This window comes from Phocaeicola coprocola (assembly GCF_041333015.1).
Taxonomy (GTDB): Bacteria; Bacteroidota; Bacteroidia; order Bacteroidales; family Bacteroidaceae; genus Phocaeicola; species Phocaeicola coprocola.
The window spans coordinates 1,361,631-1,375,168 of the sequence record NZ_JBGKGM010000004.1; the positions used below are offsets into that span (position 1 = coordinate 1,361,631).

12 protein-coding genes are annotated in these 13,538 nt (G+C 46.5%); 8 read left to right on the forward strand and 4 right to left on the reverse strand.

Going from position 1 to position 13,538, the window contains the following annotated elements; genetic code table 11:
• The first annotated feature begins 56 nt into the window (after positions 1–56).
• The 7 genes from ACDG22_RS16455 to ACDG22_RS16485 all read left to right on the forward strand — a co-directional run bounded on the left by ACDG22_RS16455 (position 57) and on the right by ACDG22_RS16485 (position 9,635).
• Positions 57–3,104, forward strand: a complete 3,048-nt coding sequence (locus ACDG22_RS16455; RefSeq protein WP_370858998.1) for a SusC/RagA family TonB-linked outer membrane protein — start codon at positions 57–59, stop codon at positions 3,102–3,104.
• A 12-nt stretch (positions 3,105–3,116) separates the two neighbouring features.
• Positions 3,117–4,811, forward strand: coding sequence for a SusD/RagB family nutrient-binding outer membrane lipoprotein (locus ACDG22_RS16460; RefSeq protein ID WP_178270236.1), 1,695 nt, complete (start codon positions 3,117–3,119; stop codon positions 4,809–4,811).
• 187 nt (positions 4,812–4,998) lie between these two features.
• Positions 4,999–5,886 (forward strand): Rpn family recombination-promoting nuclease/putative transposase, encoded by an 888-nt coding sequence (locus ACDG22_RS16465; protein ID WP_270230868.1) that lies wholly within the window; start codon positions 4,999–5,001, stop codon positions 5,884–5,886.
• Positions 5,887–5,928: 42 nt separating this feature from the next.
• Positions 5,929–7,236: an AAA family ATPase gene (locus ACDG22_RS16470; protein ID WP_270212499.1), complete on the forward strand. Its 1,308-nt coding sequence runs from the start codon at positions 5,929–5,931 to the stop codon at positions 7,234–7,236.
• A gap of 11 nt (positions 7,237–7,247) precedes the next feature.
• On the forward strand, positions 7,248–7,886 hold the full coding sequence (locus ACDG22_RS16475; RefSeq protein WP_270212500.1) for a hypothetical protein: 639 nt from the start codon (positions 7,248–7,250) through the stop codon (positions 7,884–7,886).
• Between the two features lie 65 nt (positions 7,887–7,951).
• Positions 7,952–9,280: a nucleotide sugar dehydrogenase gene (locus tag ACDG22_RS16480; protein ID WP_148315589.1), complete on the forward strand. Its 1,329-nt coding sequence runs from the start codon at positions 7,952–7,954 to the stop codon at positions 9,278–9,280.
• 25 nt (positions 9,281–9,305) lie between these two features.
• Complete coding sequence (locus ACDG22_RS16485) at positions 9,306–9,635, forward strand: L-rhamnose mutarotase (RefSeq protein ID WP_007570879.1); 330 nt, start codon at positions 9,306–9,308, stop codon at positions 9,633–9,635.
• Between the two features lie 207 nt (positions 9,636–9,842).
• Here the strand turns inward: ACDG22_RS16485 and ACDG22_RS16490 are convergent, their stop codons facing one another.
• From ACDG22_RS16490 to rsmI, 4 genes are all read right to left on the reverse strand, one after another.
• Complete coding sequence (locus tag ACDG22_RS16490) at positions 9,843–10,271, reverse strand: Fur family transcriptional regulator (protein ID WP_370858999.1); 429 nt, start codon at positions 10,269–10,271, stop codon at positions 9,843–9,845.
• Positions 10,272–10,321: 50 nt separating this feature from the next.
• Positions 10,322–10,813: a DUF4251 domain-containing protein gene (locus tag ACDG22_RS16495; protein ID WP_370859000.1), complete on the reverse strand. Its 492-nt coding sequence runs from the start codon at positions 10,811–10,813 to the stop codon at positions 10,322–10,324.
• 113 nt (positions 10,814–10,926) lie between these two features.
• A complete protein-coding gene (locus tag ACDG22_RS16500; RefSeq protein ID WP_303211707.1) occupies positions 10,927–11,781 on the reverse strand; it encodes a Cbp1 family collagen-binding glycoprotein adhesin in 855 nt (284 codons plus the stop codon).
• 29 nt (positions 11,782–11,810) lie between these two features.
• Positions 11,811–12,485, reverse strand: a complete 675-nt coding sequence (gene rsmI, locus ACDG22_RS16505; RefSeq protein ID WP_007570883.1) for a 16S rRNA (cytidine(1402)-2'-O)-methyltransferase — start codon at positions 12,483–12,485, stop codon at positions 11,811–11,813.
• Positions 12,486–12,658: 173 nt separating this feature from the next.
• Between rsmI and ACDG22_RS16510 the strand changes: the two genes are divergently transcribed.
• Entirely contained in the window at positions 12,659–13,270 is a 612-nt protein-coding gene (locus ACDG22_RS16510) for a thymidine kinase (protein WP_040312175.1), read from the forward strand.
• Positions 13,271–13,538 lie beyond the last annotated feature (268 nt).

A 13,538-nucleotide genomic window follows, 5' to 3' on the forward strand; every position in this document is an offset into this window, starting at 1 on the left:
ACAATATATTTTAACCTTAAAATCGAAAATAGAGTATTAACCTTAATAGTTTAACTATGCAAAAACGATCATTTCTAGTAGTCACAATGTTCCTGGTAGGAATGTTTCTGACTGGGATTTATGCTCAGACAATTACTGTAAGCGGAAGTGTTACCAGTAAAGAAATGAGCGATCCTCTAATCGGAGTAAACGTATTGGTAAAGGGAACTACCAATGGTACTGTAACCGACCTGAACGGTCATTATTCTATTACTGTGGGACCGGACGATGTGCTGGTATTTTCGTATATCAGCATGCAAACGGTGGAAGAAGCAGTGAAGGGAAGAAAGGTTATCGATGTTTCTATGGTTTCGGATACCGAAAGCCTGGGTGAAGTCGTGGTAACGGCTATGGGTATCCAGCGCCAGTCGGAAACGTTGACGTATTCTGCACAGACTGTGGGAGGTAGTGATGTGAACGACATCAAGAGTGTGAACATGATCAACTCACTGCAGGGTAAAAGTGCCGGTCTGATGATTACACCAAACTCTACCGGAGCCGGAGGTTCTTCTAAAATCCTGTTCCGCGGTAACAAGTCTATCAGTGGTAGCAACCAGCCGCTGATCGTAGTGGACGGTGTGCCGGTAATGAACAGTGTTTCGGGTGCTCAGGTAAGCAGCAACTATGGTGGCGAACGTGACGGTGGCGACGTGATGTCGACTATCAACCCGGATGATATCGCTTCTATTACATTGCTGAAAGGTGCATCGGCTGCCGCATTGTATGGTGCCGTGGCTGCCAATGGTGCTATCATGATCACAACCAAGTCGGCTCAGTCGGGCAAAGTTTCAATCAACGTGTCCAGCAATACTACTATGGAAACTCCAATGGTTCTTCCGGAATTCCAGAATACATATGGAGTCAGCGACAACGGTACATACAGCTGGGGCGAAAAACTGGCTTCGGAAGCACCTAACTATGCGAAAGAATTCTATCGCACCGGATTTACAACAAACAACTCTATCTCGCTGGCCGGTGGTAATGAAAATATCCAGGCGTACTTCTCTTATGGTAACGTGTACTCGGAAGGTATGACTCCAAGCAATACCTACCGCAGCCATAACCTGAATTCGAAAGTGGGATTTAATGTCCTGAAGAATATTCACATTGATTTCAGCGCCAAGTATACCAACCAGTATGTGAAGAATCAGGCTGCTGCCGGATTCCTGTTCAACCCGCTGACTGGTGTATATCTGTTCCCGAGAGGTGAAGACTGGAACTACTATAAAAACAACTTCGAGGTGTATGATGAATCGAGAGGATGTAATATCCAGAACTGGACAAACACCGGACTGCAGCAGTACAGTAACCCTTACTGGACACTGAACCGACAGACTCCGATCACCGACCGTCACCGTTATGAATTTGGAGGAAGCATCAAGTGGGATATTACCCAAGACTTGAATATCCAGGGACGTATGCGTTACGAAAGAGGTGAAGAACGCTGGCAGCATAATCTGTATGCTTCAAGTATCGCCAACTTATACCCGATGGGACGTATGAAGGATAACCGTTACTTCAGCGATCAGCTGTATGGTGACGTCTTGCTGAGCTACAGCCATACATTCAATGATTTCCTTGTTTCGGCAACTGCCGGTTCAAGCTTCACTAAGAGCAAGACTGCACATGTTGACTTATGGGCTGAAGGTACTCAGTTTACTTCACCCGGAAACGGTAACATATATTACCCGAACATCTTCACTCCGAACAACTACTACGGAAACATGTCTGTTGTAGGCAAGAATGATAACTGGAATACAGAAAAACGTCTGAACGCTGTATTCGCTACAGCTCAGTTCGGCTACAAGGATGGTTTGTTCGTCGACGTATCTGTACGTAACGACTGGTCGTCTGCACTGGCTTACACGGAAAGCTGCTCGTTCTTCTATCCGTCTATCGGAGGTAGCTTCCTGCTTGACAGATTTGTTGATATGGGCAAGAACGTGAATTTGCTCAAGGTACGTGCCAGCTACTCTATCGTAGGTAATGACGTGCCGGTATTTATGAGTAACCTGCTGTACTCACTGCAATCGCAGGGTGCTATCACTCCACCGGAAAATGCTCCGTTCCGTACATTGAAGCCGGAAAAGACTCATTCTATCGAAGTGGGATTCGACGGTACATTCTTCCAGAACCGACTGACTATGGGACTGACATACTATAAGACAAATACCAAGAATCAGTTCTTCTCTGTAGCTGCTCCGTATGAATCGGGATTGCGCAACCGTTATGTAAACGCCGGTAACGTACAGAACCAGGGATTCGAATTCAGCGCAGGATGGTATCAGCAGTTTAATGATGATTTCAGCTGGAGTACAGACCTGAACCTGTCGTACAACGACAACAAAATCGTAGAACTTGTAGATGACCTGCCAAACGGACTGACACTGACAGACTTCGGCGGTGCCAAGATTATCCTGAAGAAGGACGGATCGTACGGTGACTTGTATGTACGCCATATCATGCGCGACGAAAACGGCAGACCGATGAAGGATGAAACTACCGGTAACCCGATAGTAAGCGGTGACACAACCGAGGATATGATTTATGCCGGCAACATGAATGCGAAGTTCAACGCCGGATGGTCGAATACATTCCATTATAAGGACTTTACTCTATCGTTCCTGATTGACGGTAAGTTCGGAGGCAAAGTGTTGTCAATGACAGAAGCAACACTGGATGGCTGGGGCGTTTCAAAACGTACCGGAGATGCACGTAACGCAGGTAAGGTAGTGGTAGACGGCGTGGAATTTGATCCGAAAGCATGGTATACTACAACGGGAGCTAGTAACTTCAACAGTCCGTATGCCAATGAATTCTATGTTTACGATGCTACAAACGTACGTCTGCGTGAATTGAGCCTGGGATATACGTTCCGTAACCTGTTCGGCGTAGGAAAGAACCTGACAGCTGCTATCATCGGACGTAACCTGTTCTTCTTCTACAAAGATGCTCCGATGGATCCGGATGTATCTGCAGGTACTGGAAATGGTGTGCAGGGTGTAGACATGTTCGCACTGCCTACTTCTCGCAGCTTTGGTCTGAATCTGAAACTTAACTTCTAAAAAAGCCTGATTATGAAACGAAATAAATTTTATCAATATGCCATTCTGCTGGCTCTCCCGTGGTTAGGAAGCAACTTGATGACTTCTTGTACCGACAGTTTTGAAGATCTGAACACAAACAGTGTGCAGGTAGACCCGAATGATCTGCCATTCTCTGCACAGTGTACCGAACCGATGCAATATTGCTATCCGCCTCAGCAGAACATGTTCCAGTTCTGGACAAACCTGACAATCGACTTGTACAGCGGTTATTTCATGACTCCGAACGGTAACTTTACCAATGGAGATATGGGGGAAAACCGCGGACACAGTGGAGGTATGTACGAAAACTATTACCTGCATATATTCAACAATACACGACGGATCATTGCCGATTGTGACCAAAAGGGTACACTGGGACTTTCCGGCGTAATGAGAGTCGTACAGGCATATGGTACACTCATGACTACCGATGCTTACGGTCCGCTGGCTTACAGCTCGATCTTGTCGGGAGAATATGAATCGTACTATCCATTCGACAGCCAGCAACAGCTGTTCGTAGCTATGCTGAAGGATCTGGAGAAGGCTATCACCGATATCAAAGGAATGAGTGAAGGCGAAAAGGTTACTCTCGCTACTTTCGACTGCTGGTGTAATGCTGATACTGAACTGTGGGTAAAGGTGGCCAATACGTTGAGATTGCGCATGGCGCTCCGTCTGTCTAAACGTGAGGCTGAAATGAAGGAAGCCGGCATAGACCTGAAACAGGTGGCTACAGAAGCGGCTGCCAATACGCTGGCAACCGTAAATACGGATATTGTCATCGACAAGAGTCTGGAAAACGAAATGTGGCTGATGTTCAACTGGGGTGACTGCGGATTCAACGCGAATCTGGTTACGCTGATGACAGGTATGAAAGACCCGCGCCAGCCGTTGTACATGACAAAGAATATCAAGGATGTTACCAACCTGGAAGGTAAGGTGGTAGTACCGGCCAATACACAGTATCTGGGTATCCGATTTGCCAGTGGTCTGCCGGGAAAACCGAACAACTGGGCTAACTTCTCTCAGTGGATCGACCCGCAAAATACAATCGGAGTATACTCTATGCCACTGCCTATCTTCAAGGCTGCTGAATCTTATTTCTTGCTGGCTGAAGCTAAATTGCGCTGGGACATCGGTTCTGCAAGCGTACAGAGTCTGTATGAAGACGGTATCCGCGTATCTATGACAAACGAGCTGAGCTATCGCGGAAAATATGCCGGCGTAGATGCTTATGCTGCAGGAGCTGTGGATGAATACATCAACGGTACGACAACCCAGGTTGATTTTGAAGATCCGGTAGATCCGAAACTGAACACACCGGCTGTAAACAAACTTTGTGTAAAATGGGACGAAGGAGCCAGCAACGAGGAAAAACTGGAACGTATCATTACACAGAAGTATTTCGCTCTGTTCCCGCTTTCTATCGAAGCATGGGCTGAACAAAGACGTACCGGTTATCCGCACTTATTCCCTGCTTACGTAGACGAAAGTAACGGTGGAGTAAACAAGGAAGAAGGTGTACGCCGAGTTATCTACAGCAGCAACGCATATGATACAAATGCACAGGGTGTCGCCATGGGTCTGGAACTGTTGAATAAGGAAAATTCAAGCAAAAACGGTATTTCGGGCGATAAGGGTGGTACACACCTCTGGTGGGATAATGCCAATAAAGGAAATTTCTGATACATAAGTTTTTCTAATGAAACGGGTGGGCTTTACGGCCTGCCCGTTTTTTTATATTGTCTACCGATACAACTGGTAAGTAAGGGTACTCTATACAGAGGGTATCGTAGCGATTTTTTTGTATTGGCTTGGCACTTTAAGGTTTATTTGTTTACTTTGTAAGTATCAACTACTAAATGCACTCAGTATGGAAAGCTATATTCGTTTTGACTGGGCTATGAAGCGCCTGTTGCGCAACAAGGCTAATTATGCGGTGCTGGAGGGACTGCTTACCACACTGCTGGAGGAAAAGGTGACCATCCAGAAGCTGCTGGAGAGTGAAAGCAACCAGGAGGATGAATTCGACAAGTATAACCGTGTGGATATGCTGGCGGAAAACTCGAAGGGAGAACTGGTGCTCATCGAGATTCAGAACAATAATGAGTATGCGTATTTCCAGCGGATGCTGTTTGGCGCTTCGAAGCTGGTAACAGAGTACATCAACCGCGGACAGGGATACGACAAGGTACGTAAGGTGTACAGCATCAACATCGTGTATTTCTCTCTGGGACACGGCAAGGATTTTGTATATCACGGAAAGACGGAGTTCGTGGGAATTCATGAAGGGGATGTGCTGGAACTGAGTCCGTTTCAGAAACAGACATTCAAAGTGGACAAAGTGAGCCAGCTTTATCCGGAATATTATATACTGAAAGTAAATGATTTTAACCGGGTGGCAAAGACGCCGCTGGAAGAATGGATTTATTACCTGAATACGGGAAATGTGCCGGAGAATGCTACGGCGCCGGGACTGAATGCGGTGAAGGAACGGCTGAAGCTGGATCGCATGAGCCGGGAGGAGCTGAACGCGTATTACAAACACTTGGATAATATCGTGATTTTACGGGACAATATAGAAACGGAACGTGCAGAAGGTCGTGCAGAAGGTCGTGCAGAAGGTCGTGCAGAAGGTCGTGCAGAAGGTCGTGCAGAAACACAAACCGCTATCGCACGTAACCTGAAGTCGCTGGGCATGAGCAACGAACAGATTGCAGCAGCTACGGGACTGGCAGAGGAGGAAATAAACAAGCTGTAAACAAGTGCAAAAGTTATTTCATTTTTACATTAAAGAAAGCAGATGCGACTGAATATTACCCATATCAACAAAATAAAGAAAGCTGACATTATTCTAAATGGTTTGACTGTCATTGCCGGAAACAATGATTCGGGAAAGAGCACAGTAGGAAAGCTATTGTTTTCAGTCATTAAGTCACTCAGTAATGCTGACAGACTGAGCTCACAATCGCAGGACAGAATCATGAGATTGAACTGCGCAGCACTTTATATGTATGTAAAGCATACCGAGACAGAGTCGGGAGAAAAAATCAAAGGGGTGATTCTGCCGTCTACTGCTGCCGCTTTCCTGAAAGAGGTGGAATCTTTTGCGAATGACAAACGATGGGTCAGTCAGCTGAAAGATAAACTGGAAAAAATAAACATTGTACCGCAGCAAAGGGCTAAAATTATAAGAAGCATAGACCAACTGGTACAATTGGCTACCGAAAGCAGTAACTCCGAAAAAATGCTGGAACGGGCTTTCCAAAGTATCATAGGAGCCGAATTTCTTAATTCTATCTGTACATACAATACTGAAATGTCTGAAATTTGTTTTTCTGAAGAACAGGGGAAAGATATAACCATACAGATAAAAGAGAATAAGGTAACGGAGTTTAAATGTAAAACGGAAACTTTTGTCAAAGACGCTACGCTGGTAGAATCGCCACTGTATATTCATCTGATAGATATCCTGGCAAATGCACAAATGCCGGGAGGACATTATTTCAATATTGCCGGAAAGGATGTATTACGCCCGCTGATAAATTATCACATAAAGGATATGGCACAGAAACTGGATGCTTTCCGTTTCTCGCTGCCTGATAACGTCTACTCTCCTTTTATACAAAAGGCACAGACACTTACTGATAACATCACTGGCGGACATTTCTATTTTGACAATGCAAAACGAAACATGTACTGGAAAAAGGGAGAACAGAATTATGCACCGGTTAATGTTGCTTCCGGAATAAAGGCTTTCGGTGTCTTGCAGATGTTACTGGAAACGCAAGCGCTGGATGAAAGTAAAATTCTGATATGGGATGAACCGGAAAATCATCTGCATCCGGAATGGCAGATCAAATTCGCGTCTGTGCTGGTAGAACTTGCCAAAGCGGGAATCCCTATCTTAATAAGTTCACACAGTCCTTATTTCATACAGGCCGTGAGATATTTCGCTGATAAATTGTCGATGAATGACTTTGTAAATTATTATCTGGCAGAGGAAACAGAAGACGAACTGTGTGTGCTGGAAGATGTTACGGACGATTTGAACCGGATTTTTATGAAACTGGCACAGCCTATGAATGAAATTGTAAACCTTGGCTTGTAACTGCAATGAATATGACTCCTGAACATATTTACAAGCAGGTAATGACAAAAACAGGTGTCACACCATGCAGTCTATGTCAGTTGCATGTTCCTTGCCAGCACACACCTTCTTGCCTCTCTTTACAACAAACGCCTGTTATCAATCTGGATGAAGTGGAAACACAATGGCACAGTGCGCAGGGATGTGCTTCTTCTCCTTCGTCTGATGCTCTTTCGTATACGGAAAAGGTATTGTGCTTTGTTGAACTGAAAGGGTGGAAAGAGTTTTTGTCACATCAGCCAATTGCTCAAAAACCATTGGCTTCCGAAAAGGAAAAACAAGTACTTGAAAAAAGGATAACCAGACAGGCAGGAAAATATGACTTGCAACGCAAACTGCTGGAGAGTATAAAGTTATGTGAAGATATTACAACCTGTAACCTGAACACAGGGCAAATTCAGATTGCTTTTATTCTGGTAACGGATGTAAATGTGGCAAGTAATCCTCTAAATGTACTAACACAGCAACTGAATATGCTGGCATTCACGACATCAAGCCGGGAAAAGGTTTGTACTTCGGCATTAAAAAAGCAACTGGATACACAGATTCGGGAACACAGAACTTATTTTATCGGTTGCAGAGATTTCGATGCGCTGATGTCGCAACTATAAAGTAGAATTTCATTTGACTTGTCTGATATTTTATATTAGCTTTGTAACAAAAGAGCATTTCCATGATGAAAAACTATACAATCGCTGTAGCGGGTACGGGCTATGTAGGTCTGTCTATCGCTACGTTGCTGGCGCAGCATCACCGGGTGGTGGCTGTGGACGTGATTCCTGAAAAGGTGGAGAAGATCAACAACCGTATCAGCCCGATTCAGGATGAGTATATCGAGAAGTATCTGGCGGAAAAGGAACTGAACCTGACGGCTACGCTCGACGGGGCTTCGGCTTACCGGGAGGCGGACTTTGTGGTGATTGCGGCTCCTACGAACTACGATCCGGTGAAGAATTATTTCGATACGTCGCACGTGGAGGAGGTGATCGACCTGGTGCTGGAGGTGAATCCGGATGCGGTGATGGTGATAAAGAGTACCATCCCTGTGGGTTACTGCCGGAGTCTGTATGTGAAGTATGCGGAGAAGTTCCGTACCTCTCCTGCCCTGGCGGGAAAGAAGTTCAACCTGCTGTTCTCGCCGGAGTTTCTGCGTGAGAGCAAGGCGCTGTACGACAATCTTTATCCGAGCCGTATCATCGTGGGATTCCCGAAGCTGATAGCGGGACTGGATGAGGAGAACAGGGCTATCAAGGAAATCGCAGGTGAGCAGCTGGAGGAGAAGGCGCACGAGTTTGCAGCATTGCTTCAGGAAGGGGCTATCAAGCCGGACGTGGACACGCTGTTCATGGGTATGAAGGAGGCGGAAGCGGTGAAGCTGTTTGCCAATACGTATCTGGCGCTGCGTGTGTCGTACTTCAACGAGCTGGATACGTATGCGGAAGTGAAGGGACTGGATACGCAGGCTATCATCCAGGGTATCTGTCTGGATCCGCGCATCGGCTCGCATTATAACAATCCGTCGTTCGGCTACGGGGGCTACTGTCTGCCTAAGGATACAAAGCAGCTGCTGGCGAACTATCAGGATGTGCCGGAGAATCTGATTCAGGCGATTGTGGAGAGCAACCGCACGCGCAAGGATTTCATTGCCGACAGGGTGCTGCACAAGGCGGGATATTATGATTACTACAACCGGGGCAGCTATAATCCGGCGGAGGAAAAGGAATGTGTCATCGGGGTGTACCGCCTCACGATGAAATCGAACAGCGACAACTTCCGCCAGAGTTCCATTCAGGGTGTGATGAAGCGCATCAAGGCGAAGGGAGCTACGATTATCATCTACGAACCGACGCTGGAGGATGGCAGTACGTTCTTCGGATCGAAGGTGGTGAACAGACTGGAGGATTTCAAGGCGCAGGCGCAGGCTATCATCGCCAACCGCTATGATGCGTGTCTGGACGATGTGAAGGAGAAGGTATATACGCGTGATATTTTCCGCAGGGACTGATAAAAAACAAAACAGAACGGTATAAATGAAAAGATATTGTCAGACGTTGGATCTCTACGACGACAAGGAGTTGATAGAGGCTTACGTGGCAGAGCATGCGCACGTATGGGAGGAAGTGAAAGCGGGCATCCGTGAAGTGGGTATCGTGGATATGCAGATTTATATTTACGGCAACCACCTGTTTATGATTATGGATACGACGGACGAGTTTGATATGGAACGTGACTATGCCCGACTTGCTACACTGCCTCGTCAGGCGGAATGGGAGGAGCATATGTCCAAGTACCAGAAGGTGCTGCCGGGACAGTCTTCTCAGGAGAAATGGAAGCTGATGGAACGGATTTTCAAGCTTTGAAAATCCGGACATACTGATAGAGAAAATGAATGGTCGTATCAACACTCAAGAACAGAGCCTGATACGACCATCATATACGGGTATCTCCGCGGCTGTCGGTGCAGGTGGGAGTACACGGCGTGGGCTATCTGCCGCGCAACCACCGTCCGTATTACAGCATCCAGCCGCACATGTCGGTGAAGTATTTTCCGGGAGAGGACTACACAGTCATTTCATGCGGGCGGCACACTCGCGGCACACGCCCTTTACCATGTAGTTGATGCTGTGCAGACGGAAGCCTTCGGGCAGGTCGACAACGGGAATGTGGATGGACGGAAAGCAGAAGGTACGGTGACAGACTTCGCAGTAGAAATGCGTGTGCATGTCGTCGACGGTACAAGTGTCTTCGTCGGGACAGACCTCGTACTTCAGTGAGCCGCTGCCGTCTTCGATGTCGTGTACCACGTGGTGCGCCAGGAAATGATTCAGCGTACGGAAGATGGTGGAGCGGCCGACAGTGCCCAGCAGTGTTTCAAGCTCGATGAGTGACAGGGCACACGGGGATTCGAGCATGGCTTTCAGCACAAGGATGCGTACGGCTGTAGGTTTTACTCCTTTCTTTTCGAGTCTGACGGCATAAATTTCATTTGTTTCCATGATGTTTTTATTGTTTTCTGCTGTTCCGTTGACGCAAAGATAGGCATCTTTTATTGCAACCCGGTTGCATCGAGCTGTCCGGAATAATGAATGGGCTGTCTGTTGCGCATGGTGACATGAATATTTGCCGAACCGTCATCGTACAAATCGACCGAGAACCTGAAGTTGTCTTCTCTGGTCGTAGCCTCGAACGTTATCCGGTAGCGGTCTTTCTTGAGCTTGCTGGAGTAGTTTTCTACGGGAGCCTTGAAACGCAACCCCTCTCCTCCTCCATACGGTATCTGATAGGCCCTGCCGTAGTAAGGCAGATAGACATCGACGGAGTCTTTCTTCATCTGCAATCCGTAGGGGGTAGTCAGCGGAATGCTTCTGCCGCTCATGGGATATGCCATGCTTGCCTCCAGCTTGAATGTGCGGCCGTTGACCTGTTCGCCGACATAGGTCTTGAGAGCCTCTTTCTTTTCCTCACGAGTCTGTGCACCCGATGTACCTGCCACCAGCAGGAACAGTACAGCAACGATAAGATATCGGAATATTTTCATAAGTTTCTCCTTTCTGATTGGTTGACCGGTGCAAGATAAACAAAAAAATCTGTTATTCATTCTCTATGCCGGAGAATGAATAACAGATTTAATTAAAATTCAGTTATTTATAATTATCGAACCTGAATAACCAGATAGCGTGATACGCTCCAGAACTGGTTAGGGTTAGTAATCTTCAAAGTAAGCTGTCCCTTGTCGTCCTTAGCAAGTTCGTATGAACCGGCAGGATGAGTAGTCAGCAGCGTAGCACGCTTAGAGTACAACTTGATTTCTTTATCCTTACGGATATCGATTTCTGTAAAGTAGTCTTTATTGAACTCATTGTCTTTCAGCACATCACCACGGTTCAGAATCTTCTGGTCTTTCAGTTCCGACTTCGTACCGAATACATACCATGCAGTATTGAGGGCCTTGTCCTGAGCAGCAACGGTCTTTGTCTTAGCCTGATTTTCAGCAGTCAGCTGGTCGACGTTCTTGTTCAGATCGGAAACAGCCTCATCGAGTTCGGCGATACGGATATTCTTCGAAGCCAGTTCAGCCTGAAGGGTTTCAATCTGGCGTTGTTTTTTTTCCAGCTGGGCAGTCAGATTCTTGACAGCCTTTTTAAGCTGTGCCGACTGGTAGTTGCTGTTCTTAAGCTGTTCTTCCAGTTTGGCAATCTGTTCACGGTTTGATTTCAGTTTTTCGCTGATAAAGCGGATATCTTCCTTAATCTTGTCGGCGCTCGATTTGTTTTCGATAGCATCGCCGGTAAGATCCACACGGTTTTCAGCTTCATTGATTTCGCGGAAGCCTTCCTGAATTTCATTGAATGCTCCCATTATTTCATCCAGTTCGGCATCGCGGTTAGACAATTCGATCATCAGCGAGTCGTTCTGAAGTTTCAACGCATCTTTATTCTGGCCTGCATTGTTACAAGAAGCAAGCACGGCCGCAGCACATAATGAAAATAAAACAACTTTCTTCATAGTTTTTTATCTGTTTAGAATTTATAACTTCAATCTTCTTTTCCTGCCAGTATAATGACAATTTCTCCTCTCGGCTCGGTAGCCGTGAAGTGTGCAATGACTTCCTGCAAGGTTCCCCGCACGCTTTCCTCGTGTATCTTGGATATCTCACGGCAGACAGAAACCTGACGTTCGGGACCGAATATCTCGGCAAACTGGGTAAGCGTTTTCACCAGCCGGTAGGGTGACTCGTAGAAAATCATCGTGCGCGTTTCTTCTACCAGACCGTTCAGACGGGTCATGCGTCCTTTCTTCTGAGGCAGGAAGCCTTCGAAGCAGAAACGTTCGTCGGGCAGGCCTGAAGCCACCAGCGCCGGAACGAAAGCCGTAGCTCCCGGAAGGCACTGTACCTCGATATCGTTTTTCACACATTCGCGTACCACCAGGAAGCCGGGATCGGATATGCCCGGAGTTCCCGCATCGGAAACCAGTGCAATGGTTTCGCCTGCCTTCAACCGGTTGATAATCCCCTCTACCGTCTTATGCTCATTGAACTTATGATAAGACTGCATCGCATTCTTGATTTCGAAATGTTTCAGCAAAATGCCCGACGTGCGTGTATCTTCCGCCAGAATCAGGTCGGCTTCCTTCAAGATACGGATGGCACGAAAGGTCATATCTTCCAAATTACCCACAGGAGTAGGAACAACATATAATCTTCCCATACAATATTTCAACTGTTAATATAGCAAAGATAGAAAGTTTTTAATCTCACTAGTTAATTTCATTCAATATTTAACAGTTGTTGTGTATAAAATAGCCGAAAAATGAAATTTCAGATAGAAGATAAGGCAAATTAACGACACAAATTGTATTTTTGCACCAAATTTTTGAACCAATGGTTGTTTTTTCAGAAGATCATACACATGAAACGTGCCGCAGAGGAAGAATAGAAGTTGTCTGCGGTTCGATGTTTTCGGGCAAGACAGAAGAACTGATCCGCCGCCTGAAGCGTGCTACCTTTGCCCGCCAGCGGGTAGAAATATTCAAGCCGGCCATCGATACACGCTACTCGGAAGCGGAAGTGGTTTCGCACGACAACAATTCGATTCCTTCTACTCCGGTAGACTCGTCGGCAAGCATCCTGCTGTTCAGCTCGGAAATTGATGTAGTGGGCATAGACGAAGCGCAATTCTTCGACGACGGACTGGTGAACGTATGCAACGAACTTGCCGACAGAGGGGTGAGAGTAATCATTGCCGGACTGGACATGGACTTTAAAGGTGTACCTTTCGGTCCGATGCCTGCCCTGTGTGCCATCGCCGACGAGGTGACCAAGGTACATGCCATCTGCGTGAAATGCGGAGATCTGGCCTACGTATCACACCGTACCGTAGCCAACGACAAACGGGTGTTGCTGGGAGAAAAGGAAGAATACGAGCCTCTGTGCAGATGTTGTTACCGGAAAGCGGTAGAAGAGGAAAAAAAGGCTCAGGCAAGTCATTCGTAAAGATCCGGCCGGCCAGAATAGAACGGCAGACCGGCACTCAAGAATAAATAAGGAGATAAAAAGCGGCTGCCGGCATGTAAAAAATCAGGCTGTCCGAATGTAAGAGCTCCGGCAGGAACGGGAATCTACAAGATTTCAGGAAAACCGGTTTGCAAAGGCTTATTTTTTCGAAAGCAAAATACGCTATAAATCAGCAAGATAAAAACGCAAAGGAAAATTTATTTGAAAAAACTTGCCAAAACATTTGGCAGTTTCACTCAAAACACCT